This is a genomic window from Serratia nematodiphila DZ0503SBS1, from assembly GCF_000738675.1.
Classification (GTDB): Bacteria; Pseudomonadota; Gammaproteobacteria; order Enterobacterales; family Enterobacteriaceae; genus Serratia; species Serratia nematodiphila.
The window spans coordinates 331,124-347,165 of record NZ_JPUX01000001.1 but is presented as its reverse complement, the minus strand read 5'-3'; the positions used below and the strand labels follow the sequence as shown (position 1 = coordinate 347,165).

The window sequence follows — 16,042 nt, the reverse complement described above, 5'->3', positions numbered from 1 at the left end:
ACGGGCTGAGTTCAGTTTACTTTCAACGCCAGTGGTTCGACACAGAGTATAGCTTTAGATTCAAACTCTTTAGATTTAAAACTTCGGGCAAGTTCTATATGCAGTGTGGTTAAACTTAACACGCTTCTTGGCAGGCGTCTAGCGGTGAATTGAACATCACCGCCAGGCGCCTGATACTGGGCTTCCCGCCCGATTACAGATTCGCGTTCAGGAAATCTTTGAGCTGACCTTTGGACAACGCGCCAACCTTGGTCGCGGCCACTTCACCGTTCTTGAACAGCAACAGCGTAGGGATGCCACGGATACCGTACTTAGGCGCGGTAGCCGGGTTCTGATCGATATTCAGCTTGGTAATGGTCAGTTTGCCTTCGAACTCTTCGGCAATCTCATCCAGAATCGGAGCAATCATCTTGCACGGCCCACACCATTCAGCCCAGAAATCGACCAGGATCGGCCCTTCCGCTTTCAGCACGTCAGCTTCGAAGCTGCTGTCAGTCAGGTGAATAATTTTATCGCTCATGTTCTACTCCACAGGATTATGTCTACCTTGTTGGTGTAGCATTAACCAACTCAAGGTGATTTTATTGCACCGCGTTTATTTCAACGGATGTGCTTTCGTAAAGCAATAGTTAGCTGATATTCTACCACACTATGAGCAAAACACACTTGACCGAACAGAAGTTTTCCGACTTCGCCCTGCACCCGTTAGTCCTTGAAGCCCTTGAGAAAAAAGGGTTTCACAATTGCACGCCCATCCAGGCGTTAGCATTGCCGCTCACGCTCTCCGGGCGTGACGTTGCAGGTCAGGCGCAAACCGGTACCGGAAAGACGCTGGCGTTTTTGGCGTCTACTTTTCACTATTTGCTGACTCACCCGGCGAAACAGGATCGCCAGACCAATCAGCCGCGCGCCTTGATCATGGCGCCTACGCGTGAACTGGCGGTGCAAATCCACTCCGATGCGGAAGCGCTCTCCCAGAGCACCGGCCTGAAACTGGGCCTGGCCTACGGCGGCGACGGCTACGACAAACAGCTGAAAGTGCTGGAAAGCGGCGTGGACATTCTGATTGGCACCACCGGCCGTTTAATCGATTACACCAAACAGAACTATGTCGATCTCGGCGCGATGCAGGTCGTCGTGCTGGATGAAGCCGATCGCATGTACGATCTTGGCTTTATCAAAGACATCCGTTGGCTGTTCCGCCGCATGCCTGCGGCCGATCAACGCCTGAACATGCTGTTCTCCGCTACCCTGTCCTATCGCGTACGCGAACTGGCCTTCGAGCAGATGAACAACGCCGAATATGTTGAAGTGGAACCGGAACAGAAAACCGGCCACCGCATTAAAGAAGAGCTGTTCTACCCGTCCAACGAAGAAAAAATGCGTCTGCTGCAGACGCTGATCGAAGAAGAGTGGCCGGATCGCGCCATCATCTTTGCCAACACCAAGCACCGCTGCGAAGACATCTGGGGCCATCTGGCCGCCGACGGTCACCGCGTGGGCCTGCTGACCGGTGACGTGGCGCAGAAAAAACGCCTGCGCATCCTCGACGACTTCACCAAAGGCAATCTCGATATTCTGGTCGCCACCGACGTCGCCGCGCGCGGTCTGCACATCCCTTCCGTCACGCACGTCTTCAACTACGATCTGCCTGACGACTGCGAAGACTACGTGCACCGCATCGGCCGTACCGGCCGCGCAGGCGCCAGCGGCCACTCCATCAGCCTGGCGTGTGAAGAGTATGCGCTCAACCTGCCGGCGATCGAGACCTATATCGACCACAGCATTCCGGTGAGCAAGTACAACAGCGATGCGCTGCTGACCGATTTGCCGGCGCCGAAGCGCCTGTCGCGCCCGCGCGGCGGCAACGGCCCACGTCGCAACTCCGCGCCTCGTCGCGGCGGCGCGCCGCGCAACAACCGTAAACGTTCGAGCTGATCGCCATGCTCAGTTCCAGCACGCTTTATGCTGCCATCGATCTCGGCTCCAACAGCTTCCACATGTTGGTAGTGCGCGAGGTGGCCGGCAGCATTCAGACTCTGGCGCGGATCAAGCGCAAAGTGCGCCTGGCGGCCGGGCTGGATCAGAACAATCACCTGTCGCATGAGGCCATGCAACGCGGCTGGCAGTGCCTGCGGCTGTTCTCGGAACGCCTGCAGGACATTCCGCGCGAGCAGATCCGCGTCGTCGCCACCGCCACGCTGCGTCTGGCGTCCAACGCCGATGAGTTCCTGCAGGCAGCCGAGCAAATCCTCGGCTGCCCGGTACAGGTGATCAGCGGCGAAGAAGAGGCACGGCTGATCTATCACGGCGTCGCGCACACCACCGGCGGGCCGGATCGTCGGCTGGTCGTCGACATCGGCGGCGGCAGCACCGAACTGGTCACCGGCACCGGCGCACAGGCAACGCAGCTGTATAGCCTGTCGATGGGCTGCGTCACCTGGCTGGAACGCTACTTCAGCGACCGCAACCTTGGGCAAGAAAACTTCGAGCGCGCCGAACAGGCCGCGCGCGACATGGTGCGGCCGATCGCAGCGCAATTGCGCCAGCAAGGTTGGCAGATCTGCGTCGGCGCTTCCGGCACCGTGCAAGCGCTGCAGGAGATCATGGTGGCGCAGGGCATGGATGAGCGCATCACCCTGCCCAAACTGCGCCAGTTGAAACAGCGCGCCATTCAGTGCGGCAAGCTGGAAGAGCTGGAGATCGAAGGGTTGACGCTGGAGCGCGCGCTGGTGTTCCCGAGCGGCCTGTCCATCCTGTTGGCCATCTTCCAGGAGCTGGGCATCGAGAGCATGATGCTGGCCGGCGGGGCGCTGCGTGAAGGTCTGGTTTACGGCATGCTGCATCTGCCGGTGGAGCAGGATATTCGCATCCGCACCATCCGCAACCTGCAGCGCCGCTACCTGATCGACACCGAGCAGGCCGAACGCGTCAGCCAGCTCGCCGCCAACTTCTCCCAGCAGGTCGCCAACGAGTGGCAGCTGGATGCGCGATGTCGCGAGCTGTTGCACAGCGCCAGCCTGATCCACGAACTCGGCCTCAGCGTCGATTTCAAGCAGGCGCCGCAACACGCCGCCTACCTGATCCGCCACCTGGACTTACCCGGCTTTACCCCGGCGCAGAAAAAACTGCTGGCCACCCTGCTGCAAAATCAGAGCAACACCCTCGACCTGTCGCTGTTGAACCAGCAAAACGCCCTGCCGCCGCGCACTGCGCAGCGCCTGTGCCGCATTTTGCGCCTGGCGATCATCTTCGCCAGCCGCCGCCGCGACGACACGCTGCCGGCGGTGCGGTTACGCGCCAATCAGGACGATGAGCTGACGGTGATCTTGCCGCCGGGTTGGCTGGAACAGCATCCGCTGCGCGCCGAGGCGCTGGAGCAGGAAAGCCACTGGCAGAGCTACGCCCACTGGACGCTGCGGTTGGAAGAACAACGTTGACATGACCAGGGCGCGAATCGCGCCCTTTCTTTTTAATTCCCGCCTTTGGCCTTGGCCAGCTGAGCGCGGATATTGGCCAGATGGCTCTGCCCCTTCTGCATCCGCTCCTGCGGGCTCACCACTTTGCGTTCGGTTTCCCACGCCAAATCGTCCTGCGGCAGCTCCAGCAGGAACCGGCTCGGCTCCGGCCGCACCAGCTCGCCGTACTGGCGGCGCTCGCGGCACAGGGTGAAAATCAGCTCTTTTTGCGCGCGGGTGATCCCTACATAGGCCAGACGCCGCTCTTCATCGACATTGTCTTCGTCGATGCTGCTCTGGTGCGGCAGCAGCCCCTCCTCCATGCCCACCAGGAATACGTAAGGGAACTCCAGTCCCTTTGAGGCGTGCAGCGTCATCAGCTGCACCTGATCCAGCTCCTCTTCACTTTCGCCGCGTTCCATCATGTCACGCAGGGTGAAGCGCGTCACGACCTGGGTCAGCGTCATCGGCTCGTCCAGATCGTTGCCTTCCAGCATTTCCGTCATCCAACCGAACAGCGTGTTGACGTTTTTCATCCGCATTTCGGCGGCCTTCGGGCTGGTCGAGGTTTCAAACAGCCAGCTCTCATAATCCACGCCGCGGATCAGATCGCGCACCGCCGCCACCGGCTCACGTTCCGCCTGCTGGGCGATGCCGCCCAGCCAATGGGTGAAGCGCTGCAGCGATTCCAGCCCGCGCCCGGTCAAGTGCTGGCTCAGCCCCAGATCGAAGCTGGCATGGAACAAACTTTTGTTGCGCTGGTTGGCCCACTCGCCAAGCTTCTGCAGCGTTGCCGGGCCGATCTCGCGCTTGGGGGTATTGACGATGCGCAGGAAGGCGCTGTCGTCTTCCGGGTTGGTCAGCACGCGCAGGTAAGCCAGCAGATCCTTGATCTCGGGGCGCGAGAAGAACGAGGTGCCGCCGGAAATCTTGTACGGGATACGGTTCTGCATCAGCATCTTTTCAAACACCCGCGACTGGTGGTTGCCGCGGTACAGGATCGCATAGTCGCCGTAATTGGTCTTTTTCACGAAGTGGTGGGCGATAAGCTCCCCCACCACCCGCTCGGCTTCGTGATCCTCATTGTTGGCGGTCACCACCTTCAGCTCTTCGCCATACCCCAGCTCAGAAAACAGCCGCTTTTCAAATACGTGCGGGTTATTGGCGATCAGAATGTTGGCCGCCTTCAGAATGCGCTCGCTGGAACGGTAGTTTTGCTCCAGCTTGATCACCTGCAGCGCCGGGAAATCTTCCTTCAGCAGCACCAGGTTCTGCGGCCGCGCGCCGCGCCAGGAGTAGATCGACTGGTCGTCGTCGCCCACCACGGTAAAGCGCGCGCGGTTGCCCACCAGCAGCTTCACCAGCTCGTACTGACTGGTGTTGGTATCCTGGTACTCATCCACCAGCAGATAGCGGATGCGCTGCTGCCAGCGTTCGCGCACCTCTTCGTTGCGTTGCAACAGCAGCGTCGGCAGCAGGATCAAGTCATCGAAGTCCAGCACATTGCACGCCCGCATATGGGCGTGGTAAAGACCGTAGCAGTGGGCGAACAGCTTGTCGCGTTCCGAGCGCGCCAACTCTGCCGCCCGCTGGGGATCGATCAGGTCGTTTTTCCAGTTGGAGATGGTCGAAATCAGCTGCGCCACCAGCGTTTTGTCGCTTTCCAGCCACGTTTCGGTCAGCTCTTTCAACAGCGCCAGCTGATCCTGATCGTCGAACAGCGAGAAGTTTGACTTCATCCCCAACGCCACGTATTCCCGCTTGATGATCTCCAGCCCCAGGGTATGGAAGGTGGAAATCATCAGCCCGCGCGCCTCTTTGCGACCCAAGGTTTGCGACACGCGCTCTTTCATCTCGCGCGCGGCCTTGTTGGTAAAGGTCACGGCGGCGATGTGCCGCGCCTGATAGCCGCAGTGGTGGATCAGGTGGGCTATCTTGTTGGTGATAACGCGCGTCTTGCCGGAACCGGCGCCGGCCAACACCAGGCAGGGCCCGGTAACGAATTCGACGGCTTGTTGTTGGCTGGGGTTTAATCGCATGGTGCTGGCTTGCTCAACTGTAAAACGTGGAAGGGAATTGTAGCAGAAAGCGCCGATGAGATTTAGCGGGTATAATCAGCGCAATTTTCGCATCGACAAAGGCAATACCATGGCAAAAACGGCGTGCGCCCTGCACATTCTGGTAGACAATGAAAAGCTGGCCAACGAGCTGCTGGCCAAGCTGAAGCGCGGCGTCAGCTTCGACACGCTGGCACGCAAATATTCGAGCTGCCCGTCAAAACGCAACGGCGGCTCGCTGGGCGAATTCAACAAGGGCGCGATGGTGCCGGCGTTCGATAAAGCGGTGTTCAGCATACCGCTGCTCAAACCTTACGGCCCGGTCAAAACCCAGTTCGGTTACCACATCATCAAGGTGCTGTACCGCAACTAGGGGGCCTGCGCCCCCTGCTGCGAATTACTGCGCGCCGGCGTCCGTCGTCGGCGCAGCCACCGCGGTGTCGGCCGGTTTGGCTTCTTCCGTCACCACCGCCGGCGCCGGCATCATGATGCCGTCATAGGTTTCCTGCAGCTGCTTCATGCTCATTTCCGGCTCGCCCTTCGGCTGCATCAGCACCAGCGTCGCCTCCTGAGACAGCTGCAGCTTCAGCGCCTGATTCAGCGTCTCCAGCGTCAGGCTGGCCAGGAATTCCTGGCGCAATTTCTGATACAGCTCCGGCGCGATATCCACCACCCCGCTCTGCTGCGAACGCAGGCGCTGGCTCATCAGCACATCGGTGTCGGTGCGGGCGTAGGTGGCGAACAGCTTGCTCAGCTGATCGTTTTTCTGCGCCAGCAGCGCATCGAATTCCTCTTTCGACAGACCGTTATCACGCACGTTGGCCAGCTCGCGGGCGATAAAGCCCAGGCTGCCGTTCAGATTGTTGTTCGGCGTATCCAGATGGATGGCGCACTGCCCCCGCTGGTACTGCACGCGGCAGTCAAAGCCCAGATGCAGGCTCTTCTGGTCGCTTTTTTCCAGCGTCTGCTGAAGATGCCAGAACAGCGCCTCGCGGGCGAGATCGCCACGCCAGTAACGGAGCAGGCTCTGCGAATCGCGAATCGGGTGCCACGGCGAATCCCACATGATCGACAGCGTATCCTGTTTCACCTGCTCGCTGATCAAGCTCACCGGCTGCTGCGGCAGCGGCGTCAGGGTCGGCATCGGGGCCGGGGTTTCACGTTTGCCCTGCAGCGGCGAGAACGCCTTGTTGATCTGCTCGCCCAGGCTGCGGCTGTCGACCTTGCCGACCACGAACAGCGTCATGGCGTCCGGGGTATACCACTGTTGATAGAATTTCTTCAGCTGCTCGAGATTGACCGGCCGTTTCGCCGGCTGCGCCGGATCGTGCGCCAGCAACGTCGAGCCTTTCAGGCGGTAACGCCACCAGGCATCTTGGGTATTGGGCGGGAAAGTGCCGACCGGATTGATGCTGGAATTCATCACCGCGTGCACCGTATGCTCGTCGATCGCCAGTTTGCCGGTGGTGTCCGCCAGCCAGGCCAGCGCTTCTTTCAGCAGGTCGGGCCGGTTGTTCGGCAGGCTGAGGTTATACATGGTGAAATCATACGAGATGATCGCCGGCGGCAGCGGCCGCTCGTTATCCACGCTCTGTTGCCACAGGGCGCGCAGCTGCGGCGCGGTAAAGCTTTCGCTGCGCGCCAACGCCAGCCGCGGCAGCAGATGGGCGAAACCGGTCTGCTGCGAAGACTCCACCAGAGAGCCGGTATTGACGATCAGCCGCAGTTCCACGCGGTCGCTTGGCCGCTGCGGCGTATCGAGAATCTGCCATGAAAACCCGTTGGCCAGCGCCCCCTGCTGCCAGGCAGGATCGGGTTGTAGTGCTTCAGCCTGCACGCTGCTACTGGCTGCCGCCAGTAGCAGCCCACCAACTATAAGATGAATTCTGGTGCCCTGCATGTGAACCCCTACTTAATGACTATCCAATTTCTTATGCAAATGCGTGTATTCCATTCAATGGAATCATAAAAATACGCCCTGAGTTTCACAGTGGGGCGGAAAGCAGAAAGTGTACCATCGTGTTAGACCGCGCGCCTTTGCGGATGTCACTCATTAGAGTGAAAAATAATAGATTGCGGGGTTTTTAATGCAAAAAATCGTTACGAGGCAGGGGAAGAAGCTCACCGGCCGCGGCTGCGGCCGGTGATTTACCGCCGAAATCAGGCGGAAGGCAGCGTTTTGTCCGCGCCGGTGTTTTTGTTGTTCAGGGTGTCTTTCAGCTGTTTCTCATCCAGCTGATTACACCATTTGGCCACGACCACGGTCGCCACGCCATTGCCCACCAGGTTGGTCAGCGCGCGGGCTTCCGACATAAAGCGGTCGATGCCGAGGATCAGCGCCAGGCCGGCCAGCGGCAGGTGGCCTACGGCGGAGATGGTGGCGGCCAACACGATAAAGCCGCTGCCGGTCACGCCCGCCGCCCCTTTGGAGGAGAGCAGCAACACCACCAGCAGGGTAATCTGATGCATGATATCCATGTGGGTGTTGGTCGCCTGAGCGATAAACACCGCAGCCATGGTCAGGTAGATAGAGGTGCCATCCAGGTTGAAGGAGTATCCGGTCGGGATCACCAGACCCACCACCGATTTCTTGCAGCCCAACTTCTCCATTTTATCCAGCATGCGCGGCAGCGCGGATTCGGACGACGAGGTTCCCAGCACGATCAGCAGCTCTTCTTTGATGTAGTTGACGAATTTGAAGATGCTGAAGCCGTTGGCGCGGGCGATGCTGCCCAACACCACCACCACGAACAGGATGCAGGTGATATAGAAGCACACGATCAGTTGGCCGAGTTGCACCAGCGTGCCGACGCCGTATTTACCGATGGTAAACGCCATGGCGCCGAAGGCCCCCAGCGGCGCCAGGCGCATGATCATGTTGATGATGCCGAAAATCACCCGCGAGAAGCTGTCGATCACGTTGTAGATCAGCTGCCCTTTGTCGCCCAGACGATGCAGGGCGAAGCCGAACAGTACCGCGAACAGCAGCACCTGAAGAATGTTGCCGCTGGCGAACGCGCCGATCACGCTGCCGGGGATGATGTCCAGCAGGAACGGAATGATGCCCTGCTGCTGCGCCTGCTCGGCGTAGACTGCCACCGCTTTGGCGTCCAGTGTGCCGGGATCGACGTTCATGCCGGCGCCCGGTTGCACCAGGTTGACGATCACCAGGCCGATAATCAGCGCGATGGTGCTGACGATTTCAAAATACAGCAGCGCGATGGCGCCGGTGCGCCCCACCGCCTTCATGCTTTCCATGCCGGCGATGCCGGTCACCACGGTGCAGAAGATCACCGGCGCGATGATCATCTTGATCAGTTTGACGAAACCATCGCCCAGAGGTTTCATCTCGGCGCCGAGGTCAGGGTAGAAATGGCCAAGCAGGATACCCAGCGTGATCGCCGTCAGCACCTGAAAATAGAGGCTCTTAAAGATCGTTGTTTTCATATGAACATCCTATGGGGGGAAGACACGCACCAGGCAGCAGTCTAAAAATCCAGCCTGTTCATCGCTTGCGCGGAAAATAACACCCACTTAACAACATGGAAATAATTTGTTGCACCCACCGTGTGGGGTTGATGTGAATTTAAGAGCTGAAACGCGTCAGTCGGGGTGCAAAGCTGAAAATTGCGTAAGCCTTTGTTTGCACTAACGCAAAAGAGGTAGGTAAAGAATGGCGATTTTCGGACGAGGAAAAGTACCGGAAAGGTATCGCGACGCTCACGGCGCCGCGCGGCAAAACTCGGCTTCGAACGCTTCGCGCGGCAGCGGCCGGGCGAACAGGAATCCTTGCCCACTGCGAATGCCGTGCTGCAGCAGCCAGTTGCGCTGTTCGGCGTTTTCCACGCCTTCGGCCATCACCGGCAACGCCAGCACTTCGGAGATCGAACTGACGATGCGCACCATCGCATCGTCGGCCGGCAGCCCCTGAATGAAACTGCGGTCGATCTTAATCAAATCGATCGGCAGGGATTTCAAGCGGTTGAGGTACTCCAGGCTGGAATAGCCCATGCCGAAGTCGTCCAGAGCGATCGACAGCCCCAGGTCGTGCAGCTCGCGCAGCAGCGCCAAGGCGCGATCGAGATCGTCGATGCGTACCGTCTCGGTGATCTCCAGCAGCAGCTTGCGCGGATCGATCCGATACTGCGCCAGCAGGTTTTTCAGATGCGGGACGAACGCTTCATCCTGCATCTGAATACCGGAAACGTTAACCGCCAGCGGCAGCGCAATGCCGCGCTGCTGCCAGTCCGCCAGGATACGGCAAGACTCTTCCAGCACCCAGTTGCCGAGAGGCACGATCACGCCCAGCTCTTCCGCGAGCGGGATAACGTCGGCCGGCAGGGTATAGCTGCCGTCATACTGCTGCCAACGCAGCAGCGCTTCGGCACCGATCACCTCGTTGGACTGCATGTCGATCTGCGGCTGCAGGAACAGCGTGAAATGCCGCTGCTCAATGCCGTGCAGGATCTCGCTCTCCTGCGTCAGCCGCTTCTGCGTGCGTTCCGTCAGGCTGGGTTCGAAGAACAGGATCTGATTTTTTCCTTCGCGGTGCGCGGACATCATCGCCGAGGTGGCGCTGCGCAGCAGCTGCTCCGCGCTCTCCCCCTGATTGAGGTAGTGCGCGATGCCGATGCTGGCGTTGGGCCGCAGCGCCAGACCTTCCAGCGTCAACGGCGCATTGATCTCCGCCATGATGCGCCGCGCCAGCTGCATGGCGTGGAACGGCCGCTCAATGCCCTTGGCCAGAATGGCGAATTCGGTATTGCTCAGCTGTGCCAGCACGCCGTTTTCGTCGATGCAGCCGCGCAGCTTCTTCGCCAGCGCCAGCAGCAGCGCTTCACGCATCGCCGGGCTCATCACGCCAGACGCTTCATGCAGCGTCTCGATGCCGATCACCAGCAGGTTAAAACGCTCAGGGCGCAGACTGGAGGCGATATGCTGTTCCAGCAACGCGTTCAGCAATGCAGGATTCGGCAGTTCGGTCACCGGGTGGCGGGTACTCAGGCGGCTCATATCGGCATGCGCCTTGGCCAGCGTCTGTTGATTGCGGTTGTAATTGCGCACCAGCAGGCCGAGCTCGTCGTCCTGGTGCAGCGCCGGCAGCATCAGCTGGTGATAGGGCGCTTCGTCCTGCGAGATGTTCTCCAGCTCTTTGGCCATCGCGCGCAGCGGATGCACCATCAACCGGTTCATGCACCAGGTGATGGCCACCGACAGGATCAGCGCCAGCAGCAGATAGGTCGACAGCATGGTCGACAAAATGCTGAGGATAAACTGGTACATGCGGAACGAATCGGCCTGCAGCACCAGATAGGCCAGCGGCTGCTGGTTGGCGGGCACCCGCTCCAGCGAATAGAGCGGCACGGAAATTTGGATAGGCAGCTCAAACAGCCGGGCGATCAGCGTCGGCACCGGCCGCTCCGGCGGGAAATTGGCGTGCAGCGCCTGAAACTCGTTCGGCAACACGATATCCGCCCGGCTGAGAATGCCGACCGGCAACAGCGTGTTCAGCACCCTTTTGGCTTCCGGCACGTCCATGCGCAGCACCGCTTCCGCCAGCGGCTGGCGCACGGAATGAGCGATATTCTCCAGTTGCTGGGCGTAGTCATCCCTGCGCTGCTGCACAAAGTGGAATAACTGGATCACGATAAAAATGCAGATCGTGACCAGCGCCACGCCGGACACTGTCGCCATCTGCTTAATCGTTAACGAACGCCTGACCCGCAAACCTGCTCTCCGTGAAATCGGGCTGAAACAAAAAAGGGGGCTGACTCTCACCCGCCCCCTCGAACCGGGCTGAGTATACTCGATCATCGGCTGTTTTTATCTGGCTATGCCGCAGGCAAAACCAAGAAAATCGCGGGTTTCAGTCTTTTCCTAAAGCGAACAAACGCGACCCGGACACAGGGTAACAAAACTCCCCGGCGTCCGACACTCCGAATCTTTCCCCTTCCGGCTACTTGAAGTCGGCGTAAGGCGTCAGCGGCTGCGGCGGCAAATCGAGATCCCCTTGCCAGCCGGCCAGGGAATAACGCAGATAAATCAACGCGTGGCTCGGCGTATAGTCCTTCGCCTGTTGAATATCGATGCCGGCGCCGAGCGTCCAGTGCGAACTGAGACGGCGTTCGACGATCGCCCGCAGGGTATAACCGACGCCGCTCGAAGAGCTGCCGTCCTCGACGGCGAACTTATCGGGCAACGAATCCGGGATCAGCCCCTGCAGCGGATAGCGGCGCTGGCTGTCGGTCTTCGAATGGGACAGCGAAACCGAACCGCCCAGCTCCCACGACCAGTTCTCGGTGCGCTGACGGTAGTTGACCGGCAGCGACAGCGACAGATATTGCTGCGGGCTGTAATAGCCGCCCTGCCCCAGCGAATAGCCGCTCAAATCCTTCTGGTAGTGCCACAGCATGGTATTGAGCCCGACGCTCAGGCGACGATTGTCTTCGTTGATCAGCTTGTAGTAGTAACCGGCCATCAACCGCTGCCGCTGGTTGTCCGCCACGTTCTTGCCGGTAATCTGGTGCGCGCTGAGATCGGCCCAGACGCCGTTCGCCTCGCCGCGATCGTAGCTGGCGCTCAGGCTGACGCCGGTGGCGCGCACGCCGCCCCAGGTGATGCCGGTATTCGGGTCTTTGGCGCCGCCGAACGCCAGCAGCGAGCTGGAGATCGGCCGTCGCGAAGCCGCCACCGTCCAACCAATGTGGTTCCAGTCGCCGCTGTAGGCCAGGCCGCCGGTCCAGTCGACCACCTCAAAGCCCATCGGCGTCGTGCCGATGTCGGCGGCCCAGCGATCGTTTTTCCAGCCGGCCGCCACGCTGGTGCCGGTGGTTTTCTGGTGTTCATCGCCGCGGCACCCTTGTGTGTGGCAGGTGCCGAAGGTTTCGTAGTATTTGCCGCTGCCGTCGGTCGAGAAGCGGCCGGCATCCAGCTGCACGGTGTCGGTGCGCAAGAAGGCGCGCCCGTCATGCAGCGGCATGTCCACCTGCAGCATGGTATCGTGCGCGTTGAAGTCGGAAATGCCGCCGGTGCCGCTCGAGCGCCAGTAATCGTGATCGAGCGTGACGTTCACGTCTTGCTGTCGATACAGATCCGCGGCGTCGGAGCGGATGCCGCGTTTCAGCCAGTCGTCGCTCGGATTATTGCGCGTCAAATAGGTGTAGCTGTCATTATCCTGCGGCAGCGTCGGCGTGATGCCGCTGGCCACCATCGCCTGGCGGTAATCCTGCTGCGCCCGCTCAGGCTGTTGCTGAGCCCGCTCCAGCCGGGCGGCGTCACGGTAAACCAGCGCCTTGGTCTGTCCGACGGGCTCCGAAGCCGCCGCCGTTTTCAGTCGGTCGAAGATAGCTTCGGCCTGCTGCGGATCGCCGACCGCCCCCCAGGCGTTGGCGACTCGCCGCTGGCTGTTGAGCGAAGCGTCTTGTGGCTGCTGTTCGGTTTTCAGCCGCTGACGCGCCGCGTCCAGATCTCCCTGCGCCACATAGGCTTCAATCTCGCCCAGCTGCGCATCCGGGTTGTTCGGCTCACGCCGTTTCACCCGCTGATAGTCGTCCAGCGCCGCCGCATACTCCCCGCGCGCCAGCGCCCAGTCGGCCAGCAGCAAATCGATGCGCGTGTCCGCCGGCTGCCGGCGCAGATAGGCCTCCGCCGCCGGTTCGTCACCGGCCGCCCGCAGCCGTTCGGCATGCTCGATTACCGCCTGCATTTTCAGCCGCTGCGCCAGCTCGCGCATGTTGTCGTTCCACTGTGCCGCAGGCAGCGTATTAAGCTGCGCCAGCGCCTGCCTGTCGCGATCGCTGCCGGAAAGATAGAGCGCATAGGCGTAGGTCAGCTGCGGATTGGCATGTTGGCGCTGCGCCAGCTGCCGGAACAGAGCGTCTGCCTGCTGCGGCTGCCCGGCCTGACGCAGCGCCTGCGCATAGCGATAGGTCAGCCAGACGTCGTCGGGATCCATCGGCTGAGCGCGGCGATAGATTTCCGCCGCCTGCTGCCACTGCTGCTGTGCCGCCAGCGTCTCCGCCTGCTGCTTCAACATATCGAGCCGCAGTCCGTCGAGGGTGCTGCGCAGCTTGGCCTGTTGGCTGCGCGGCAGGCCGTTGAGGTAGGCCAGCGCTTTTTCCGGCGACTGGCGCTGATAGATATTCACCAGGCCGCGCAGCGCGCTGCCGTTGCCGGGATCGCGTCGCAACGCCTGCTGATAAAACCCTTCCGCCGCGGCGTCATCCTTGCTCGCCACCGCCACATCGCCCAGGCCGATAAACGCATTGCCGTCGCCGTCGTCGAGCTGGCGCGCCTGCTGATATTTCTGCCGGGCCAGCGCGAGATTGCCGGCCTTGAGCGCTTTGTCGCCCTCGTCGATCGCCAGCCAGTAGCCGGTGCTCTTGATCAGGCTCTGCCATTTGCCGCTGCCGTAGCCATTCTTGTCGGCCGCCAGCGCCTGGCGGAACAGCTTCAGCGCCTGCGGGCGGTTGCCGGCGCGCGAGTAGGCCTGGCCGAGCGCCCCCAGCACCTCGGCGTCGTTCGGCGCCGCCGCCAGCGCCTTTTGCAATTCCGGAATAGCCGCCCGGCTGCCGCCTTTATCCACCTGCGCCAGGCCGCGCACCCGCGCCTGATAGGCCGGATCGGCCAGCAGCTTCTGCTGTCTGGCCAGCTCTTCGCGGGCGCTGGTCGCCTGATCGCCGGTGTCGAATACGCCGAGGAAACGGTTGAGCGCCGCTACGCTCTGCGCGCTGACCGGCATCGCTTTGACCTTGTCCAGCCACAGATCGGCGGCGTCGCCGCGCCCGGCCGGATCGGCGGCGATCTTCTGCAGCAGTTCATAGGCCTGCGCGTCCTGGTTCTGACTGAACAGCATGCGCGCCAGCGACATGCGCAGCGCCACATTGCCTGAATATTGCTGATCCAGCGCCTGCAGTTGCTTTAACGCCTTCGCCTCCTGCCCCGGCAAACGCGCCACCAGCCGCCAGTATTCGACCGCCAGATCGAGCGTCGGCGGCTCGCCGTGAAACAACGCATCGTACTGCGCCTTGGCTTCCGGCAACCGGCCGGCGGTCGCCATCAGGCGCGCCTGCTGCAGCTTCTGCCGGGTTTCCGGCTGGGTCAGCAGCATGTTCATTTGCGCCTGGCGATAAGCGCTGGACTGCGGCGCGAGGGTTTTCAGCTTGTCCAGCTGCTGCTGCGCCAGCGCCATGTTGCCCTGCCGCAGCGCCAAACGCATGCGCGCGGCGATCACGTCCGGGTTGTTCGGATCCATCAGCTCGAGCCGGTACAGCGACTGGCGCACCAGATCGTCCTTGTTGCCGGCCTCGCCAATGCGCACCTGTTCCAGCAGCCACTGTTCCGGGGCCACGGCCTCCGCAGCGCGCGCCTGCGGCAGCATCGCCAGGCTCAGCGGAATCAAATTCAGCCAGTTTATTTTGAAGTTGTGCATTGGCCGTCCCACGAGGGTTGCAATTCACCCTGACGATTAAAGCGATAACGTTGTTGATCCCATCCCTGACCGAACAGCGTCAGCGAAGCGCTGAAATAGGCGTCGTCACCCGGCGGATGCTCGCTGATGCGCTGCCGCTGCACCGCCAGCGCTTCAGCCTGCGTCGCCAGCATCGGCAGCATAGAAGCGGAGAAACCGACCGGGCCGTCGCCGGTGGTTTTGCCGCTGGCGGTATCGGTTTTCTCCGGCGGCACGCCCTGCTTGGCAGTGAGCTGCGCCATCGGCTGGAAGCGTTCAAGCAGCGCCGCCTTGTGCTCATCGTCGTCCGCCAGCATGCCGGCCCACAGATAAACCCGAATGGCGTCGTAGCTGCCGACGTTCGGCTTGACGGTGTCCGGCTGCCAACCGGCGCCGACCCGCCACACCACCCAATCCGGTGAGAAACCGTGCGGCGCGGTGTCCAGCCACAGCCGTTGATTGACCTCGCGCATCGCGCGCCATGGGCCGTTCAGCGCCGCAAAACGCGCCAACAGCTGCGGCGGCAGGTAGCTGGGATTCAGCCGCCAGCGATCTTCCGCCACGAACCCGACTTTGCCCGGTAGCAGCATCAGGCCCAGGCCGGGAATGTCGGCCACTTCCTCGCGGCCGATGCGTTGCAGCAGCAGCGTCCCCAGGGTTTGATAACGCCGGCTTTTCCACAGGCGGCCGGCTTCGAGCAGGTTGTAAGCGATCCACAGATCGGCGTCCGACGCCGAGTTGGCGTCCAGCACCTTCCACTGCTTATCGTCGCTCTCGCCCCACAGCCAGGCGGGCAAACGGGCGCTGAGATCGCCCGCCGCCAGATTGTTCTCCGTCCAGGTCAACAGCTGGTCGAAGGTCGGCCGGTCATTGGCCACCAGGGCGAAAAACAGGCCGTAACTCTGCCCCTCAGAGGTGGTGATTTTGTTCGGGCTGCTCGGGTCGATCACCCGCCCCTGCGGGCTGATGTAGAACTGCTTGTACTGTTGCCAGCCCGGCCATTCGCAGGCCGCCGCCGCGCTGAAAGCGCACAGCAGCAGCATGCCGAGCGACAGGCGTTGCAGCATCGCGTTCACCGC

The 16,042-nt window shown here is 61.3% G+C and carries 10 protein-coding genes; 3 read left to right on the top strand and 7 right to left on the bottom strand.

Annotated features, from left to right (window positions below; all coding sequences use genetic code 11):
* Positions 1-193: 193 nt before the first annotated feature.
* Positions 194-520 (bottom strand): thioredoxin TrxA, encoded by a 327-nt coding sequence (trxA, locus tag JL05_RS01535; RefSeq protein ID WP_004934187.1) that lies wholly within the window; start codon positions 518-520, stop codon positions 194-196.
* 131 nt (positions 521-651) lie between these two features.
* On the opposite strand from trxA, the gene rhlB reads away from it, so the two are divergent.
* Together rhlB and ppx are read left to right on the top strand one after the other, a co-directional pair.
* A complete protein-coding gene (rhlB, locus tag JL05_RS01530) occupies positions 652-1,938 on the top strand; it encodes an ATP-dependent RNA helicase RhlB (RefSeq protein WP_015376249.1) in 1,287 nt (428 codons plus the stop codon).
* 5 nt (positions 1,939-1,943) lie between these two features.
* Positions 1,944-3,440 (top strand): exopolyphosphatase, encoded by a 1,497-nt coding sequence (gene ppx, locus JL05_RS01525; protein WP_033631473.1) that lies wholly within the window; start codon positions 1,944-1,946, stop codon positions 3,438-3,440.
* Positions 3,441-3,472: 32 nt separating this feature from the next.
* Here the strand turns inward: ppx and rep are convergent, their stop codons facing one another.
* Positions 3,473-5,497, bottom strand: a complete 2,025-nt coding sequence (gene rep, locus JL05_RS01520; RefSeq protein ID WP_033631472.1) for a DNA helicase Rep — start codon at positions 5,495-5,497, stop codon at positions 3,473-3,475.
* 109 nt (positions 5,498-5,606) lie between these two features.
* On the opposite strand from rep, the gene ppiC reads away from it, so the two are divergent.
* Positions 5,607-5,888, top strand: a complete 282-nt coding sequence (gene ppiC, locus JL05_RS01515) for a peptidylprolyl isomerase PpiC (RefSeq protein ID WP_004934175.1) — start codon at positions 5,607-5,609, stop codon at positions 5,886-5,888.
* 24 nt (positions 5,889-5,912) lie between these two features.
* Here ppiC and JL05_RS01510 read toward each other — a convergent pair whose 3' ends face one another.
* The 5 genes from JL05_RS01510 to bcsZ form a co-directional block, all read right to left on the bottom strand.
* On the bottom strand, positions 5,913-7,415 hold the full coding sequence (locus JL05_RS01510) for a M16 family metallopeptidase (protein ID WP_033631470.1): 1,503 nt from the start codon (positions 7,413-7,415) through the stop codon (positions 5,913-5,915).
* Positions 7,416-7,675: 260 nt separating this feature from the next.
* Positions 7,676-8,962, bottom strand: coding sequence for a dicarboxylate/amino acid:cation symporter (locus JL05_RS01505; RefSeq protein ID WP_016929514.1), 1,287 nt, complete (start codon positions 8,960-8,962; stop codon positions 7,676-7,678).
* A gap of 273 nt (positions 8,963-9,235) precedes the next feature.
* Positions 9,236-11,242, bottom strand: a complete 2,007-nt coding sequence (hmsP, locus tag JL05_RS01500; protein ID WP_033631468.1) for a biofilm formation regulator HmsP — start codon at positions 11,240-11,242, stop codon at positions 9,236-9,238.
* Positions 11,243-11,471: 229 nt separating this feature from the next.
* Entirely contained in the window at positions 11,472-14,945 is a 3,474-nt protein-coding gene (bcsC, locus tag JL05_RS01495) for a cellulose synthase complex outer membrane protein BcsC (RefSeq protein WP_033631467.1), read from the bottom strand.
* Positions 14,927-16,039: a cellulose synthase complex periplasmic endoglucanase BcsZ gene (gene bcsZ / locus JL05_RS01490; RefSeq protein WP_081877847.1), complete on the bottom strand. Its 1,113-nt coding sequence runs from the start codon at positions 16,037-16,039 to the stop codon at positions 14,927-14,929. The genes bcsC and bcsZ overlap by 19 nt, the downstream gene beginning before the upstream one ends.
* Positions 16,040-16,042: the final 3 nt, after the last annotated feature.